The sequence below is a fragment of the Bradyrhizobium sp. HKCCYLRH3099 genome, assembly GCF_051167855.1.
In the GTDB taxonomy this organism is placed as follows: Bacteria; Pseudomonadota; Alphaproteobacteria; order Rhizobiales; family Xanthobacteraceae; genus Bradyrhizobium.
The window spans coordinates 145,482-158,898 of sequence record NZ_JBNPTW010000014.1 but is presented as its reverse complement, the minus strand read 5'-3'; the positions used below and the strand labels follow the sequence as shown (position 1 = coordinate 158,898).

Annotated in this window: 10 protein-coding genes and 1 pseudogene; 9 read left to right on the top strand and 2 right to left on the bottom strand. The window is 66.8% G+C overall.

The genetic code is table 11. From position 1 onward, the window contains the following. The first annotated feature begins 19 nt into the window (after positions 1-19). From ACQR1Y_RS24215 to ACQR1Y_RS24175, 9 genes are all read left to right on the top strand, one after another. Complete coding sequence (locus ACQR1Y_RS24215; protein ID WP_434878491.1) at positions 20-1,315, top strand: cytochrome P450; 1,296 nt, start codon at positions 20-22, stop codon at positions 1,313-1,315. Positions 1,316-1,619: 304 nt separating this feature from the next. Further along, positions 1,620-2,891, top strand: a complete 1,272-nt coding sequence (locus ACQR1Y_RS24210) for a cytochrome P450 (RefSeq protein ID WP_434878490.1) — start codon at positions 1,620-1,622, stop codon at positions 2,889-2,891. Between the two features lie 402 nt (positions 2,892-3,293). Continuing rightward, positions 3,294-3,839, top strand: a complete 546-nt coding sequence (locus ACQR1Y_RS24205) for a phosphonopyruvate decarboxylase (protein WP_434878489.1) — start codon at positions 3,294-3,296, stop codon at positions 3,837-3,839. Further along, positions 3,839-4,420, top strand: coding sequence for a thiamine pyrophosphate-dependent enzyme (locus ACQR1Y_RS24200; protein ID WP_434878488.1), 582 nt, complete (start codon positions 3,839-3,841; stop codon positions 4,418-4,420). The genes ACQR1Y_RS24205 and ACQR1Y_RS24200 overlap by 1 nt, the downstream gene beginning before the upstream one ends. A 158-nt stretch (positions 4,421-4,578) precedes the next feature. Next, positions 4,579-5,745 (top strand): acyl-CoA dehydrogenase family protein, encoded by a 1,167-nt coding sequence (locus ACQR1Y_RS24195; protein ID WP_434878487.1) that lies wholly within the window; start codon positions 4,579-4,581, stop codon positions 5,743-5,745. A gap of 9 nt (positions 5,746-5,754) precedes the next feature. Next, positions 5,755-6,867 carry a CaiB/BaiF CoA transferase family protein gene (locus tag ACQR1Y_RS24190; RefSeq protein WP_434878486.1) on the top strand — a complete coding sequence of 371 codons (1,113 nt, stop codon included), beginning with the start codon at positions 5,755-5,757 and terminating at the stop codon, positions 6,865-6,867. A 2-nt stretch (positions 6,868-6,869) separates the two neighbouring features. Then, on the top strand, positions 6,870-7,718 hold the full coding sequence (locus ACQR1Y_RS24185; protein ID WP_434878485.1) for an FAS1-like dehydratase domain-containing protein: 849 nt from the start codon (positions 6,870-6,872) through the stop codon (positions 7,716-7,718). A gap of 110 nt (positions 7,719-7,828) precedes the next feature. Beyond that, entirely contained in the window at positions 7,829-9,451 is a 1,623-nt protein-coding gene (gene mdlC, locus ACQR1Y_RS24180; protein ID WP_434878484.1) for a benzoylformate decarboxylase, read from the top strand. Positions 9,452-9,797: 346 nt separating this feature from the next. Next, the gene (locus ACQR1Y_RS24175) at positions 9,798-11,555 is read left to right on the top strand and encodes a hypothetical protein (protein ID WP_434878483.1); all 1,758 of its coding nucleotides are present in this window, start codon (positions 9,798-9,800) and stop codon (positions 11,553-11,555) included. 43 nt (positions 11,556-11,598) lie between these two features. On the opposite strand, the gene ACQR1Y_RS24170 is transcribed toward ACQR1Y_RS24175, so the two are convergent. Together ACQR1Y_RS24170 and ACQR1Y_RS24165 are read right to left on the bottom strand one after the other, a co-directional pair. Continuing rightward, positions 11,599-11,730 carry a hypothetical protein gene (locus ACQR1Y_RS24170; RefSeq protein ID WP_434860028.1) on the bottom strand — a complete coding sequence of 44 codons (132 nt, stop codon included), beginning with the start codon at positions 11,728-11,730 and terminating at the stop codon, positions 11,599-11,601. A gap of 366 nt (positions 11,731-12,096) precedes the next feature. Then, a pseudogene (locus ACQR1Y_RS24165) lies at positions 12,097-13,254 on the bottom strand (helix-turn-helix domain-containing protein); the annotation flags it as partial. Between the last annotated feature and the right edge of the window lie 163 nt (positions 13,255-13,417).

The window sequence follows — 13,417 nt, the reverse complement described above, 5'->3', positions numbered from 1 at the left end:
GGCTCTCAGGGAGACGTCCATGCACGGGACCGCCAAACCGGCCGAGGCACACCGGCACGCCAGCGCCGCCGAGCACGCGATCGACGCAGCCACACGCCGCGCGGCATCCTTGCCGCTAACCGACTTCGATCCCGGCGATCCCGAGCTGTTCCGCACCGACACGCATTGGCCATACTTCGACCGGCTGCGGCGCGAGGACCCGGTGCACTACTGCAAGGACTCGATGTTCGGTCCTTACTGGTCGATCACCCGCTACGACGACATCATGGAGATCGAGACCAACCACGCGGTGTTCTCGTCGGCCTCAGCGCTCGGCGGCATCACCATCCGCGACGTGCCGCCCGACCTGCGCCGCGAGAGCTTCATCGCGATGGACCCGCCGCGGCATGCGCCCCAGCGCAAGACCGTGGCGCCGATGTTCACGCCGACGCATCTCGACGAGCTCGCCATCAACATCCGCAAGCGCTCGGCGGAATGCCTCGACAACCTGCCGGTCGGCGAGGTGTTCGACTGGGTCGACCGCGTCTCGATCGAGCTGACGACGCAGATGCTGGCCGTGCTGTTCGACTTTCCCTGGGAGGATCGCCGCAAACTGACGCGCTGGTCCGACATTGCCACCACCCTGCCCGGCCCCGGCGGACTGGTCGCGACCGAGGACGAGCGGCAGGCCGAATTGATGGACTGCGCGCGCTATTTCGCGCGTCTGTGGCAGGAGCGGCAGAACCAGCCGCCGAAGAGCGACCTGCTATCCATGATGGCGCACAGCGAGGCGACGCGCGACATGGACCCCAAGAACTTCCTCGGCAATCTCGTGCTCCTGATCGTCGGCGGCAACGACACCACCCGCAACACCATGTCCGGCAGCATCTACGCGCTGAGCCAGAACCCGGATCAGTATCGCAAGCTCAAGGACAATCCGGCGCTGCTCGACAGCTTCGTGCCCGAGGTGATCCGCTGGCAGACCCCGCTCGCGCATATGCGCCGCACGGCGTTGGCCGACATCGAGTTCCGCGGCAGGCAGATCAAAAAGGGCGACAAGGTCGTGATGTGGTACGTGTCGGGCAACCGCGACGAGGCCGCGATCGAGCGGCCCTACGACTTCATCATCGACCGCGCCCGCCCCCGGACGCATCTGTCGTTCGGCTTCGGCATCCACCGCTGCGTCGGCCTGCGGCTCGCCGAACTGCAGCTCAAGATCATCTGGGAGGAAATCCTGAAGCGCTTCGATCATATCGACGTGATGGACGAGCCGAAGCGCGTCTATTCGAGCTTCGTGAAGGGCTATGAGACATTGCCGGTGAGGATTGCGGCGTAGGTTGTATTTGATGACGAATCGGGTCCGGCACGAACGATCTCGTAGGGTGGGCAAAGGCGGTCGCGCCTCGCGCGAACGCCGTGCCCACCATATCGCGACTGGCGCGAAAGACGGTGGGCACGCTTCGCTTTGCCCACCCTACGATCCTATCCACGCGTTGCGTCATTGCGAGGAGCCGAAGGCGACGAAGCAATCCAGACTTTCTTCCTGGCCCTGGATTGCTTCGCTTCGCTCGCAATGACGGAGACCACCCATACTTCGTGAATTGTCGAGAATGAATCGACCTTTGAAGAAGGACCACCCCATGACCGCCCAGGCCGCGCTTCGTTCCGACCCTGCCGATCTGCTGCGCGAGGCGCGGCTAGAGGCCTATGCGACGCCGATCGAGGACTTCCATCCGGGCGCGCCCCGCCTGTTCCAGAACGACACGCTGTGGCCGTGGTTCGAGCGGCTGCGCAAGGAAGCGCCGGTGCATTACTGCACCAAGGCGCCGATCGAGCCGTATTGGTCGGTGACGCGCTATCACGACATCATGCATGTCGACACCAGCCACGCGATCTTCTCCTCGGATGTCAGCAATGGCGGCATCATGATCCGCGACGTGCCGCCCGGCTATGAATGGCCGAGCTTCATCGCGATGGACGAGCCCCGCCATGGCGAGCAGCGCAAGACGGTGCAGCCGATGTTCACGCCGGAGCATCTCGACGAGATGGCAGTGCTGATCCGGCAGCGCTCGGCCAAGGTGCTGGACTCCCTGCCGCGCAACGAGACCTTCAACTGGGTCGAGAAGGTGTCGATCGAGCTGACGACGCAGATGCTCGCGACGCTGTTCGACTTCCCGTTCGAGGAACGGCGCAAGCTGACGCGCTGGTCGGATGTCTCCACGGCTTTGCCAAAGAGCGGCATCGTCTCCTCGGAGGAGGAGCGCCGGCGCGAGCTCGCGGATTGCGCCGAGACCTTCGGCCGGATGTGGAAGGAACGCCAGGCCAATCCCGGGCGCGACCTGATTTCGATGATGGCGCACAGCGAGGCGACGCGGCAGATGACGCCGGACAATCTGATGGGCAATCTGATCCTGCTCATCGTCGGCGGCAACGACACCACACGCAACACCATGACCGCGTCGGTGCTGGCGCTGCACGAGAACCCGGCCGAGTATCAGAAGCTGCGCGACAACCCGGCGCTGATCGACACCATGGTGCCCGAGGTGATCCGCTGGCAGACGCCGCTCGCGCATATGCGGCGCACCGCGCTGGTCGACACCGAGCTGGGCGGCCAGAAGATCAGGAAGGGCGACCGCGTCGTGATGTGGTACGTCTCGGGCAACCGCGACGGCGAGGTGATCGAGAATCCCGACGCCTTCATCATCGACCGCAAGCGGCCGCGCATCCACCTCTCCTTCGGCTTCGGCATCCACCGCTGCGTCGGCATGCGCCTGGCCGAACTGCAGCTGCGCATCGTCTGGCAGGAGATCCTCAAGCGCTTCGACCGCATCGAGGTCGTCGGCGAGCCGAAGCGCGTCTATTCCAGCTTCGTGCGCGGCTACGAGAGCCTGCCGGTCCGAATTCCGGGGTGAGCATGTCCGCCCCTCACCCTGAGGGCCCGCCCCTAGGCGGGCGTCTCGAAGGGCGAGGCCCGAGACCTCGGCCTCATGGTTCGAGACGCGCCGCCATCAAGATTGTTTGTCTTGGCCGGCTTTCTCCCGCGGCGCTCCTCACCATGAGGGGTGGAACCGTCGTCGGAATAAGCAAGGCGCTAACTCCTCCATGAAATCGCCGCTGATGACCAGTTGCAGGGCCGGTCTCTGGACCCGCCCCTCATGGTGAGGAGCGCCGCCTGCGGCGCGTCTCGAACCACGAGGCCCGGCTGCCTATAAGAATCCGGCATGGCCGGGTGAACCAAATTCAATGAGCCACCGCCGCCTTTTCCGGGCTAAATCATTCGCTGCACCATCGGTGCGCATATTCCGCAGGACGCCATGGCCGCTTCCGACACGCCGACGACAGCTCCAGACTGGCCGCTCGCCATCTACCAGGCGCTGAAGGCCGCCGACGTCCGGCAGCTCTGCTACGTGCCCGACGCCGGCCATTCCCGCCTCATCCGCCTCGCGCATGAGGATCCCGCCATCGCCACGACCGTTCTGACCACCGAGGAGGAAGGCGTCGCGCTGTCGGCCGGCGCCTGGCTGGGCGGCCAGCGCGCGGTGCTGCTGATGCAGTCGAGCGGGGTCGGCAATTGCGTCAACATGCTGTCGCTGCTGGCGAGCTGCCGGTTCCCGTTCCTCAGCTTCGTCACCATGCGCGGCGAATGGGCCGAGTTCAATCCGTGGCAGGTGCCGATGGGCAAGGCCACGCAGGCGGCGTTCGAGATCATGGGCGTCACCGTGTTTCGGCTGGAGCGCCCCGAGGAGGCCGGCGAGATGGCGGCCGCCGCCGCGAGGCTTGCCTTCGACAGCGACCAGCCGATCGCGGTGCTGATCTCCCAGCGCATGATCGGCGCCAAGAAGTGGACGGAGGGCAAGTGATGAGATCAGCGCTCGACCGTCGCGCCGCCGTACAGGCGCTGCTCGTGGATCGCGGCGACCTGCTGGTCGTCAGCGGCCTCGGCTCATCGTCCTACGATTTGTTCGCCGCGGGCGATCACGACGCGAACTTCTATCTGTGGGGCGCGATGGGCGGCGCGGTCATGATCGGCCTCGGCCTCGCGCTGGCGCAGCCGTCGCGGCCGGTCGCCGTCATCACAGGCGACGGCGAACAGTTGATGGGGCTCGGCAGTCTCGCGACAGCGGCGGCGAAGAAGCCGAATAATCTCTCGGTCGTCGTGCTCGACAACGCGCATTTCGGCGAAACCGGCATGCAGACGAGCCATTCCGGCCTCGGTGCCAATCTCGAGCTGATCGCCACCGGTGCCGGCTTCCCGTCAGTGCACACGATCACGGATCATGCCGCACTCGACGCCTTCAGGCCGAAGCTGCACGATCGCGCCGGTCCGCATTTCGCCCGCGTCGTGATCTCCGCCGATCACGTCGATCGTGCCCTGCCCCCGCGCGACGGCGTGTTCCTGAAGAACCGTTTTCGCGGCCATCTCGGCTATCCCGTCAGCTAGAGCATGGATGCACGCTTCATCCCCATACCGCGGCAGGGAAGACTGCCCGCAACGCTGGCATGCCAGGCTTGCCAAGCGCCGCACGCTTCGTCATAGGCTATTAGCAACAAACCCAGGGAGACCACAGGCGGCGTGACAGCGGCCTGGGGAACAAGGACATGACAGACCAGCATCAGCACGACGACTACGCCGACATCCGCGACGCGGTGGCCAAGCTCTGCGCCCAGTTCCCCGGCGAATATTGGCGCAAGCTCGATCGCGAGATGGCCTACCCGTCCGCCTTCGTCGATGCGCTGACGCAGGCGGGCTATCTCTCCGTGCTGATCCCCGAGGAATATGGTGGCGCCGGCCTGAAGCTGTCGGCGGCGGCCGCGATCCTCGAGGAGATCCAGCGCGCCGGCGGCAATGGCGGCGGCTGCCACGCGCAGATGTACACGATGGGCACGGTGCTGCGGCATGGCTCGGCCGAGCAGAAGGCGAAGTGGCTGCCGAAGATCGCGAGCGGCGAATTGCGGCTGCAGGCCTTTGGCGTCACCGAGCCGACCTCGGGCACCGACACCACCTCGCTGAAGACGGTCGCCAAACGCGATGGCGACAGCTACGTCGTCAACGGCCAGAAGATCTGGACCAGCCGCGCCGAGTATTCCGACCTGATGCTGCTGCTCGCGCGCACCACGCCGAAGGACCAGGTGCAGAAGCGCACCGATGGCCTGTCGGTGTTTCTCGTCGACATGCGCGAGGCCAAGAAGGCCGGTCTCACCATCCGTCCGATCCGGACGATGATGAACCACGCCACCACGGAGGTGTTCTTCACCGATATGCGCGTGCCCGCCGAGAACCTGATCGGCGAGGAAGGCAAGGGTTTCCGCTACATCCTCTCCGGCATGAATGCCGAGCGTATTTTGATCGCGGCCGAATGCGTCGGCGACGCCAAATGGTTCATCGCCAAGGCCACCAACTACGCCAAGGAGCGCGTCGTGTTCGGCCGTCCGATCGGGCAAAATCAAGGCATCCAGTTCCCGATCGCCAAGGCCTATGCCTCGATGCGCGCGGCCGAGCTGATGGTCAAGGAAGCCACCCGCAAATACGAGGCTGGGCAGGACTGCGGCGCCGAGGCCAACATGGCCAAGATGCTCGCGGCGGACGCGTCGTTCGAGGCGGCCAATGCCTGCATCCAGACCCATGGCGGCTTCGGCTTCGCCGAGGAATACGACGTCGAGCGCAAGTTCCGCGAGACGCGGCTGTACCAGGTCGCGCCGATCTCGACCAATCTCATCCTGTCCTACGTCGCCGAGCACGTGCTCGGCATGCCGCGCTCTTACTGAGGCTCGTTGATGCTGCCGCTTGAAGGGATCACCGTGGTTGCCGTCGAGCAGGCGGTCGCTGCGCCGTTCTGCTCGTCGCGCCTGGCGGATGCCGGCGCCCATGTCATCAAGATCGAACGGCCCGAGGGCGATTTCGCCAGGGGCTATGACGCCGCCGCCAAGGGGCAGAGCAGCTACTTCGTCTGGCTCAACCGCGGCAAGGATTCGCGCATCGTCGACCTGTCGAAGCCCGAAGGCCGCGCCGAGCTGGAGACTCTCATCGCCAGCGCCGACGTGCTGTTGCAGAACCTCAAGCCCGGCTCGATGGACAAGCTCGGCTTCGCGCGCGAGCGGCTGCGCAAGGACTATCCGAAGCTGATCTGCTGCACCATCACGGGCTATGGCGACACCGGCCCCTACGCCGACCGCAAGGCCTATGATCTCCTGATCCAGGCCGAGAGCGGGCTCGCCTCGATCACCGGCGGCCCCGAGGGCCCGTCGCGCGTCGGCATGTCGATCGTCGACGTCGCCACCGGCGCCACCGCGCATGCCGCGATCCTGGAGGCGCTGATCAAGCGCGGCCGCACCGGCGAAGGCGCCGACATCCGGATCTCGATGTTCGACGTGATGGCCGACTGGCTCACGGTGCCCCTGCTCAATGCGGAGGCCGGCAATGCGCCGAAGCGCATCGGCCTCGCCCATCCCTCGATCGCGCCCTATGGCGTGTTCACCTCGAAGGACGGCAAGGACATCCTGATCTCGATCCAGAGCGAGCGCGAGTGGAAGACCCTGTGCGCCAAGGTGCTGGAGCAGCCTGCGCTGCCCGACGATCCGCGCTTCGCCAACATGGTGGAGCGCGTGCGCAACCGCGCGCTGACGGACAAGATCGTCGCCGACCGCTTTGCCGCGCTGTCGCGCGACGAGCTGCTGACAAAACTCGCCGCGGCGGACATCGCCTTTGCCGAGGTCAACAGCATGGCGGATCTCGCGACACATCCGCATCTGCGTCGCATCGAGGTCGAGACGCCCAACGGCGTCGTCTCCTATCCCGCCCCGGCGGCGATCGTGGTCGGCGACGACAGGCGCTATGGGGCCGTGCCGGCGATCGGCGAAGCAGCCTCGCCTCATCCGCGAAAGGGATGATCATGACTGAGCCTCTCGATCTCGATCACCTCAAGCAATGGGTCGGCCGCAGCGCCGAGGCCGCCGACATCGTCACCGCGCAGCTCACCAAGGGCCTGCGCGCGACCTTGTTCCAGGACATCGGCGAGCCGGTCACCGGCGACATCGCGCCCTACACGGTGCACTGGTGCCTGGGCCAGCCGGTGTTTCCGCATGACCAGCTCGGCCCTGACGGACACCCCACCCGAGGCGGCTTCCTGCCGCCGGTGCCGCTGCCGCGGCGGATGTGGGCCGGCGGCGAGGTTCAGTTCATCGATCCGCTGCGCGTCGGCGATCTCGCGACGCGCGTCTCGACCATTACCGACGTCAGCCTGAAGAGCGGCTCCACCGGCCAGCTCTGCTTCGTCGCGGTCGAGCATGTCGTGTCGACGCCGCGCGGGACAGCGATCCGCGAGCGCCAGGACATCGTCTATCGCGACATGGGCGGCAGCCAGCCTGCGCCCGCGAAGGCGCCGCCGTCTCCGCCGGTCGCGCAGCACAGCGAGAGCCATGTTTCCGATCCCGTGCTGCTGTTTCGTTACTCCGCGCTGACCTTCAACGGCCACCGCATCCATTACGATCGCGACTACGTCACCAAGGTCGAGGGCTATCCGGGCCTCGTCTTCCACGGACCCTTGCAGGCCGCGCTGCTGGTCGAGTTCGCGGCGAAGCTGAAGGGCAAGCCGCCCGCCAAGTTCGCCTATCGCGGCGTGCAGCCGCTGTTCGAAGGCGGCGAGTTCTCGGTGAACGCCAATGACAAGGACGGCGGCCTGGAGCTGTGGACCGCCAACGCCGAGCGCCAGCCGACCATGAAGGGCACCGCGACGTGGTGATATAAGCTCTCGTCATTGCGAGCGAAGCGACGCAATCCAGAGTCCCGCGGTGGCTCTGGATTGCTTCGTCGCTTCGCTCCTCGCAATGACGGCAATCCGAGGAAACGCCTTTGGCCAAGACAACGAAAACAACAACCAAGCCCGTCACCGTCAAGCAGGCCACCTTCGAGCTGCTGCGCGCCTTCGGCATCAAAAAGGTGTTCGGCAATCCCGGCTCGACCGAGCTGCCGTTCCTCAGCGACTGGCCCGACGACATCGACTACGTGCTCGGCCTGCAGGAGGCGAGCGTGGTCGGCATGGCCGACGGCTATGCGCAGGCGACGCGCAATGCCGGCTTCGTCAATCTGCATTCGGCCGCCGGCGTCGGCAATGCGCTCGGCAACATCTACACCGCGCATCGCAACCAGACGCCGCTGGTCATCACCGCCGGCCAGCAGGCGCGCTCGATCCTGCCGCTGCAGGCGTTCCTCTATGCCGAGCGCCCCTCGGAATTCCCGCGCCCTTACGTCAAATACAGCGTCGAGCCGGCGCGGCCCGAGGACGTACCGGCCGCGATCGCCCGCGCCTACTACACCGCGATGCAGCCGCCTTGCGGCCCGACCTTCGTCTCGATCCCGATCGATGACTGGATGCATCCGGCGCAGCCGGTCGCAGCGCGAAAAGTCAGCCGCGAGCTCGGCCCTGACCGTGCCGCGATGGAGGAGCTGGTCGCAGCGCTGGCAGCTGCGAAGAATCCCGCCCTTGTCGTCGGCCCCGGCATCGATCGCGCGGCTTGCGTCGATCTCATGGTTCAGGTCGCGGAGAAGACCAAGGCCAGCGTCTGGGTCAGCCCGTTCTCGGCGCGCTGCTCGTTCCCCGAGCGGCATCCGCAATTCCAGGGCTTCTTGCACGCCTCGCCCGGGCAATTGTCGGACGCCTTGAAGCCGCACGACCTCGTCGTCGTGATCGGCGCGCCGGTGTTCACCTTCCACGTCGAGGGCCACGCCGCAATCTTCGACGGCGCCACCTCGCTCTATCAGATCACCGATGATGCCGAGGGCGCGGCCGTGCCGCCGATCGGCACCAGCATCATCGCGACGATGCGCCCTGCGCTGTCGCTGCTGCTCGAGCTGCTGCCGGAGACCAAACGCGCGGCGCCGAAGGGCCGCGTGCTGCCGGAGGTGCCGAAGCCGGCCGATCCCATTCCCGTCGACTATCTGCTGCACACGCTGTCGCAAGCCCTGCCGGCTCATGCTGCACTCGTCGAAGAGATCCCCTCGCATCGGCCTGTGATGCACAAATACATGCCGATGCCGGGCGCTGCCTCGTTCTACACGATGGCGAGCGGCGGCCTCGGCTACAGCCTGCCGGCCGCGGTCGGCATGGCGCTGGGACGGCCCAAGGATCGCACCATCTGCCTGATCGGCGACGGCTCGGCGATGTATTCGCTGCAGGCGCTGTGGACCGCGGCACAGCGCAAGCTGCCGGTGACCGTCGTGGTCATCAACAATTCCGGCTACGGCGCGATGCGCTCGTTCAGCCAGGTGATGCAGGTGCGCAACGTGCCCGGGCTGGAGCTGCCCGGCCTCGATTTCGTCAAGCTTGCGGAGGGCATGGGCTGCGATGCCGTCCGCGTCAGCCGCTCGGCTGATCTGGCGAGCGCGCTCGCGCGCGCCCTTGCTCATGACGGCACCAGCCTCGTCGAGGTGATGGTCGATTCCGCGGTGCCGCTGCTCTACGCGCCAAAGAGCTGAACACGCCAAAGGGCTGAGCCGCCGTTCGTCCACCGGACGCCATGTCAATCCCAGGGGATGCGACCATGCGCCGCATCTTTTAGGGCGACAGCAAGACCTGCCGCCGAATGCTCACGCCCCCGCCGCAACGGTGCAACCGGCGGTTACGGCCGCAAGCGATTGTTTCGAAAGCTTTCTGCGCCCCTGCGCCATCCCGTCGCAGCCACTCCGCCGCAAACATCGCGAAATCCTGCCCTTTGCTGGCAAGCAGACGCCTTGCTGCGTGCAAGGTCCGACCATTCTGCAAGCCAAAATCATTATCAGAAGGTTCCACCATCCAATCCAGCGTACCCATGGAGTTGAGCTGATGGCGGACAAGAAGACCTTTCAAACGGCGACATCGAGAACCGACCTCTATCGGCACGTCAGCGCGCTTGCCCTCATGTCCGCGCTCGCGATGGCGGCCATGCCGCATCAGGCGAACGCGCAGGCCGTGACGACCGCGCTCGCCACCTCGGCCACCACCAACGCCGCCGCGAAGGCCGCCCAGGACGCGGCTGCCAAGGCCGCCGCGAAGGCGGCGCAGGATGCTGCGGCCAAGGCGGCAGCCAGTGCCGCAGCGAAAGCCGCGCAGGATGCAGCCGCCAAGGCAACAGCCGCCGCCGCCGCGAAGGCCGCGCAGGACGCCGCGGCCAAGGCGGCCGCCAAGGCCGCCGCTGATGCTGCCGCGAAGGCGGCTGCCAACGCCGCCGCGAAGGCTGCGACCACCGCGGCCACGGCTGCGGCGAGCAGCGCTGCCAAGACCGCGGCGACCGCCGCTGCGACCACGACCACCGGCACCGCGGCGGCCAAGCCCACCACCGTCGCCACCGCCGCGACGCCCACCCCGGTCGCCAAGCCGGCCGCGGCCACGGCTGCGGCGACGACCACCGGCACGGCCAAGGCCGCCGCCGCGGCTCCCGCCGCCTCCACCTCGACGGCGGCCGCCGCCAAGCCGGCTGCGACCACCACCGTGGCCGTCGCCAAGGCCGCGGCTGCACCTGCCGCCGCCGCAACGCCGGCCAAGGCGGCCGCCGCCGCGGGTGCCGCGAACAATGACGCGGTCGCCAAGGCCAATGCCGCCGCCGCGGCCGCCGCTCAGGCTGCCGCCAAGGCCGAGGCCCAGGTCGCCGCCGACCGCCAGGCGATCAACGTCGCGCGCCAGGCCGAGCAGAACGCCAAGGGCGCGGCGATCGAAGCCCAGGAGCAGTCCGAGAAGAACCCGACCGCCGCCAACAAGGCCGCCGCCGCCGCGGCTGCCGCCAAGCTGACCACCGCCTCGGCCGCGCTGCAGGCCGCCTTCCAGAAGCTCGACAAGGACATCGACGTGTCCAACGAGGCCAAGGAAGCCGCCAACGCCGCCAAGGACACCGCACGCGAGACGGCGGAAGCTGCGGCCAAGGCCGGTCAGGCCGCCGGCAACGCTGGCAATGGCGGCAACGCCAACAATGGTGGCAATGCCAACAATGGCGGCGGCGCCGCGGCCGGCAATGGCAACAACAATAACAACAACCAGCAGAACCAGGAGGCGCAGGAAGCCGCCGAGCAGGCCGCACTCCAGGCCGCGTTGAAGACCGGCGAGCAGGCGCGCGCGGTCGCCCAGCAGAAGACCCAGGCGGCCAACGCCGCCGCGTCGGCGAACCAGAAGGCGGTCGAGGCCGCGCTGAACCAGAAGATCGGCGCGATCGATGCGACGGTCGAGGCGGCCGAGCAGAAGGTCAATGCCGACCGTCAGGCCCTGGAGCAGGCCCGCCAGGCCGCGCAACAGGCCAAGCAGGACGCGCAGGAGGCCGCCGAGGTGCTCGAGCGCGCCAACAACGCGGCCAACCAAGCGGCTCTCGCGGCCGCCCAGGCCAAGGCGCAGACCACCGCCAACGCGTTCAACGCCGCCAACAACCAGCTGAACGCGGACAACCAGGCGCTGAGCCAGGCGCGCGTCACCGGCGAGCAGCAGGAGGGGGCACTGCGGGAGGCCGCCGAGAAGCAGATCCAGGCCGGCTACGCCGCCGCGCAGCAGGCGACCCAGGCCGCCTGGGCCGAGGCGCAGAAGATCGGCAACGCAGCGCTCGCCGCGCTCGAGCAGTAAGGCCGCTGCACACCGCGCCGCCGATGACTGTCGGGCGGCGCGGTCACGACAACAAGAACACGGCCAGTACCAGCCGCATGCCGAACTGGCCGGGGATCACGGTCACGCGGCGGGAGTTGACCTCACCCCGCCGCGTGATGCGCCCCGGCTCCCCATCCGCCCCGGCATGCTTCATCTCGACGCCCCGCTCCCCGGCGGGGCTTTTTTTGCGCGAGTGCGGGTAGAGACGATGCAGGCATCGGCGAGGACATGGCGATCAGCACCTCTACATGTGGCTTCGCTCCAGAAATTGCGGCACGTTAGCGCGGGAAAGCGCAGCCCCAAGGCCAGCCCCGCAGCCACCCTCCCCTGGAGGGCCCTAGAGGGAAAGGGTCGATCGCACGCGAAGCGGGTGAGCAACCGGGGACATAGGTGACAGATCTGACCGACGACATAGTTGACACAATTCTCGTTTTGTTCAGATCTTCAATTCTTGTGTCCTTTGCTGCTTTTGCTGCTGTGGACCCTGTGGGCAACGCGTAGCGTTGTCCACAAGTCCACGGCGCTTTCGCTTCGGCGGCCTGAGCTGATGCCTCTTTGGATCGATGGTGCCGAGCAGGACGGGTCCATAGCTCACAGTCCAGCCCGCCTCGGTTTCCGAGAGGCCGACGGGCTCACCCGCGAGTGCCTGGTTGATGTAGATCGTTTCGCCGCCCCACCTGATCTCGCCATTGTGGCGAACACGCCGGACGTCCCTATCCGCTTCGTATTCGGGTGAGCGCAGCACGCCATGATAGGCGCGCGGCGAGGGACGATAGCGATCGGCTGGCGTTGCGTTGTCGAGAGCCTCGTGCGGCCGTTCTTCGTTGAAGATGCGCTGGAAGCTCTGGAAGCGCTTGATCTGCTCGCGCAACGTCCGGGCCGGCGGCTTCGCGGTGTCCTGCAACAACGTCAGATGCATACGTTCATGGCGGCCGTTCTGCTGCGGCTTGCCGGGCGTGATGCGCTCCGGTGTGACGCCGGCCTTGATCAGCTTCACCGATAGCCGCGACAACCCGCCCGCCCCCTGTGATGCGAAGGGTGCGCCATTGTCCGAGCGCATCCTCAGCGGCAGGCCAAATTCACGGAATGCCGCATCCAGCACGGGCCAAACATGCTCACCGTCGGTACGCTGCAACGGCAGGCACCGCAGCAGACAGCGGCTCTCTGCGTCCGTCAGCGTGAGCGGTTCGCAACGGGTGCCATCCGCAGTCAGAAACCAGCCCTTGAAGTCGATGCACCAGACATCGTTGGCTTGCTCGCAATCGGCAAATGGAAAGCTCGAAGGAGGGCTGCGTCGACGAATCTTCCGCTTCACCGTGAGACCCTCGCGGTCAAACAGCGCTCCGATCGTGCTGGCCGCGGGCCACGTCGTGCTGGGCCGCTTCCGCTCGAGAAAGGCGCGTACCTTCGCTGGTCCCCAGGTCGGATGAGCCCGTCGGACTTCGAGGCAGAACTCGGCGATCTTCCCGGAGATTGCTTGGGGGTGGTGCAAAGGCGCTCGGGACCTGTCGAACAGACCCTCCAAACCCTCCTCCTGGTAGCGGTGCCACCACTTGTAGCCCTGCTGCCGGCTGATCCCGAACTCCCGACAGAGTGCCGCAAACGACTTCTCTCCCGCTTCAACTGCCAACACAAAACGCATCCGTTCGTCCACAGCGCAGGTTTCCTTCCAGCCCATCGGCAAGTCCTCCTGCCGATCACCTCAACCTGTCACCCATGTCGTCGGTTTGTTCTGTCACCTATGTAGCCGGTTTGGACCCCCCCGACCCCTCCCCGCAAGGGGGAGGGGAGCGGAGAAAGCGGTGCTTGGGGCGAAGGCGAACGCGCTAGGCTTCGCCGTC

Excerpts from the sequence above, each read along its gene's own strand:
- ACQR1Y_RS24210 (WP_434878490.1), top strand. The coding sequence starts at position 1,620 with ATGACCGCCCAGGCCGCGCTTCGTTCCGACCCTGCCGATCTGCTGCGC.
- ACQR1Y_RS24185 (WP_434878485.1), top strand. The coding sequence starts at position 6,870 with ATGACTGAGCCTCTCGATCTCGATCACCTCAAGCAATGGGTCGGCCGC.
- ACQR1Y_RS24200 (WP_434878488.1), top strand. The coding sequence starts at position 3,839 with ATGAGATCAGCGCTCGACCGTCGCGCCGCCGTACAGGCGCTGCTCGTG.
- ACQR1Y_RS24195 (WP_434878487.1), top strand. The coding sequence starts at position 4,579 with ATGACAGACCAGCATCAGCACGACGACTACGCCGACATCCGCGACGCG.
- ACQR1Y_RS24175 (WP_434878483.1), top strand. The coding sequence starts at position 9,798 with ATGGCGGACAAGAAGACCTTTCAAACGGCGACATCGAGAACCGACCTC.
- ACQR1Y_RS24190 (WP_434878486.1), top strand. The coding sequence starts at position 5,755 with ATGCTGCCGCTTGAAGGGATCACCGTGGTTGCCGTCGAGCAGGCGGTC.
- ACQR1Y_RS24205 (WP_434878489.1), top strand. The coding sequence starts at position 3,294 with ATGGCCGCTTCCGACACGCCGACGACAGCTCCAGACTGGCCGCTCGCC.
- ACQR1Y_RS24215 (WP_434878491.1), top strand. The coding sequence starts at position 20 with ATGCACGGGACCGCCAAACCGGCCGAGGCACACCGGCACGCCAGCGCC.
- ACQR1Y_RS24170 (WP_434860028.1), bottom strand. The coding sequence starts at position 11,730 with ATGAAGCATGCCGGGGCGGATGGGGAGCCGGGGCGCATCACGCGGCGG.